Consider the following 2,499-nt stretch of genomic DNA (forward strand, 5'->3'; position numbering starts at 1 on the left):
TCATTATTCTGACCTTTTACAGTGTGGTGGCTGGCTGGGCGCTGTCATACGCCTGGGATCTTCTGACAGGTGTTTTCAATGGTATGACGGCTGATCAGATTGGTGGTGAGTTTGAAGCTCTGACTGCCTCTGCACCAAGACAAATTTTATGGCACACCCTGTTTATGGTGGTCACAGTACTGATCACCGCTCGTGGTGTTCATAAAGGTCTGGAAAAAGGTCTGCAGGTTATGATGCCAACCCTGTTCCTGCTGCTGTTTGCCATGCTGGGTTACAGTGTTTTGGTTACCGGTGAATTCATGCGTGGTTTCCACTTCATGTTCGATGTGGATTTCAGCAAGATTACCGGCGAAGCAGTTGTAGCGGCTATGGGTCAGGCCTTCTTTACCTTGAGTCTGGGGATGTGTGCCCTGATGGCATACGGTGCCTACATGCCCGCCAACAACTCTATTCCACGTACCGCAGTGAATGTTGCATTCCTCGATACTCTGATGGCCATCATCTCTGGCCTGATCGTGTTCCCGATTGTTTACGCTCATGGTCTTGAACCTTCTGCATCAAGGAGAGCCTTGTAGACATCCTCGGCACTCATATGAAGGCCCTGAGAGCTTTCAAGAATCTGAAGAATTTTGACACGAGGCAGCGTGACCTTCAGACCCGCTTTGCGCAACTCTTGATTTTCCAACACGTTTACCTAACCCTTAGCATTTAGCAGGTAATCCCTGCTATTATCACATTTTTAAGCCGAACATTCATTTTCGAAGAAGATAGTGGAAGTCTGAAACCGATGCAAAAACGTCCAGCCCTGACCACAATTTTTCTCGCTGCCGCTGCTCTCCTGGCTGGGTGTGCCAGTTCAACAGACGGTGGCTCCAAACTCATCAGCTTCCCCGGTGTTTACAAGGTCGACATCCAGCAGGGTAATGTCATTACTCAGGAAATGGTAGACCAGCTCCGTCCGGGAATGACCCGTAACCAAGTCCAGTATGTTATGGGCACCCCCCTTATGGAGGACACCTTCAATCGGGATCGCTGGGACTATATTTCCAGCCTTCAGCCCGGTGGCGAACAGCGCACCCAACAAACCCTCACCATCTTCTTCAAAGACGACAGGCTTTCCTCTATTGAAGGAGACTTTCGTCCCGGTACAGGGGTAACACCTTAAACAGCTCTGCTGACTGCAAAGCAGTTCACCCTCAGGATGCAACTGCTTCTTTCTTGAGTTTTGCTTTCTCTGCACGCATCTTGCGTACTTCTTTCGGATCAGCAATCAGCGGGCGATAGATTTCTATCCGGTCACCCTCTCTCACAGCCTGATCGGTCGGCCTGATAACTGCCTTGCCAAAAATGCCCAGTTTAACAGAGTCCCAATCAATCTCAGAAAAGATCGACTTCATGCCAGATTGTCTGGCGGCATCAAGTACTGATGTACCTTCTTTAACCTCAAGGGTCAGAATCCGGTAATCATCCGGCAGGGCGTAAGCCACTTCAATACTGACTCTGGAGTGTTCTTCCGGCTCGGACCGGCTATTGTTTTCAGCCATAAAGCTGCTCCGCTCTCTGACAGAAGGCGTCAACCATTTTATTCATTGCCTTGTTGAACACTGCACCGACTGTAGCTCTCAGCAATGGGTTGGATATTTCGAAATCCAGCTCCAGTGACACCTTGCAGCCTCCATGACCCAGCGGCTTGAATGTCCAGACCCCATTCAGCTTTGAAAAGGGCCCCTTCAGCAATGACATTTCAATAGACTGGTTTTCCACCATTCGGTTCCTTGTGGAAAACTCATAGCCCAGGTTTCCTTTGGACAGCTCAAGAGCGGCTTCCAATACCTCTCCTTCCTGCCTGAGTATTTTGGCTCCTGAACACCAGGGCAAAAACTGAGGATAACCTTCAACATCAGCCACCAGTGGATACATTTTTTCTACTGGCTGCATGATCAGGGCTGAACGGGAAACTCTTGGCATGACGCAGTGCAAATTTATAAGACAAGGGCCAGCGAGCATAACATATTGTGAAAGCTATTGCCTTCAGAGCCGTACAGGGAAAATACTCGGGGCTCGCAATGCCGCGGAGGAGGAGCGTAGCTTAAAGGCTACGCCCTATACCGATTATGATTTAAATGAGCTCAAATCATTTCAGCGCTGTGTACAGAATCAAAGCTACCGCTACAGGCACAATAAAACGGATCGCAAAGCGCCACAGATTGATCAGACCTACACTCATAGCCATTTCGTTGGACATAACAGAACGCTTCAGAACCCAGCCAGCAAAGATCGCTGTCAGAGCACCACCCAGAGGCAACAGCAAGACGCTGGTCATGTAATCGGCCAGATCAAAGATGGTCTTGTCGAAGAACTTGACGTCAGCCCAGATGTTAAAGGAGAACACAGAGCCCAGACCTACCAGCCAGATAGCACCACCGATCAGCCAGGTCGCCAGTACACGATTGATGCCGAAGCGCTCAGTCACCCAGGCCAGAGAAGGTTCAATAAGGG

4 protein-coding genes and 2 pseudogenes are annotated in these 2,499 nt (G+C 49.7%); 2 read left to right on the forward strand and 4 right to left on the reverse strand.

Going from position 1 to position 2,499, the window contains the following annotated elements; genetic code table 11:
• Window positions 1–26 precede the first annotated feature (26 nt).
• The gene (locus KDK16_RS04610; RefSeq protein ID WP_257274903.1) at window positions 27–575 is read left to right on the forward strand and encodes a hypothetical protein; all 549 of its coding nucleotides are present in this window, start codon (window positions 27–29) and stop codon (window positions 573–575) included.
• On the opposite strand, the pseudogene KDK16_RS04615 reads toward KDK16_RS04610, so the two are convergent.
• Window positions 554–688: pseudogene (locus tag KDK16_RS04615) on the reverse strand (transcriptional repressor); the annotation flags it as partial. The gene KDK16_RS04610 and the pseudogene KDK16_RS04615 overlap by 22 nt on opposite strands.
• A gap of 99 nt (window positions 689–787) precedes the next feature.
• Here KDK16_RS04615 and KDK16_RS04620 point away from each other — a divergent pair.
• Window positions 788–1,165 (forward strand): outer membrane protein assembly factor BamE, encoded by a 378-nt coding sequence (locus tag KDK16_RS04620; protein WP_257253834.1) that lies wholly within the window; start codon window positions 788–790, stop codon window positions 1,163–1,165.
• A 31-nt stretch (window positions 1,166–1,196) separates the two neighbouring features.
• Here the strand turns inward: KDK16_RS04620 and KDK16_RS04625 are convergent, their stop codons facing one another.
• The 3 genes and pseudogenes from KDK16_RS04625 to KDK16_RS04635 all read right to left on the reverse strand — a co-directional run.
• Window positions 1,197–1,544 carry an RnfH family protein gene (locus tag KDK16_RS04625; protein WP_257253832.1) on the reverse strand — a complete coding sequence of 116 codons (348 nt, stop codon included), beginning with the start codon at window positions 1,542–1,544 and terminating at the stop codon, window positions 1,197–1,199.
• Window positions 1,537–2,007, reverse strand: coding sequence for a type II toxin-antitoxin system RatA family toxin (locus tag KDK16_RS04630; protein WP_306670722.1), 471 nt, complete (start codon window positions 2,005–2,007; stop codon window positions 1,537–1,539). Before KDK16_RS04630 ends, KDK16_RS04625 begins: the two co-directional genes overlap by 8 nt.
• A gap of 127 nt (window positions 2,008–2,134) precedes the next feature.
• Window positions 2,135–2,499, reverse strand: a pseudogene (locus KDK16_RS04635) (sodium-dependent transporter); the annotation flags it as partial.

The sequence above is a fragment of the Endozoicomonas sp. SESOKO4 genome (genome assembly GCF_024606275.1).

Bases quoted from the DNA above. Each gene is read 5' to 3' on its own strand.
- KDK16_RS04625 (WP_257253832.1), bottom strand. From the start codon at position 1,544: ATGGCTGAAAACAATAGCCGGTCCGAGCCGGAAGAACACTCCAGAGTC.
- KDK16_RS04630 (WP_306670722.1), bottom strand. From the start codon at position 2,007: ATGCTCGCTGGCCCTTGTCTTATAAATTTGCACTGCGTCATGCCAAGA.
- KDK16_RS04620 (WP_257253834.1), top strand. From the start codon at position 788: ATGCAAAAACGTCCAGCCCTGACCACAATTTTTCTCGCTGCCGCTGCT.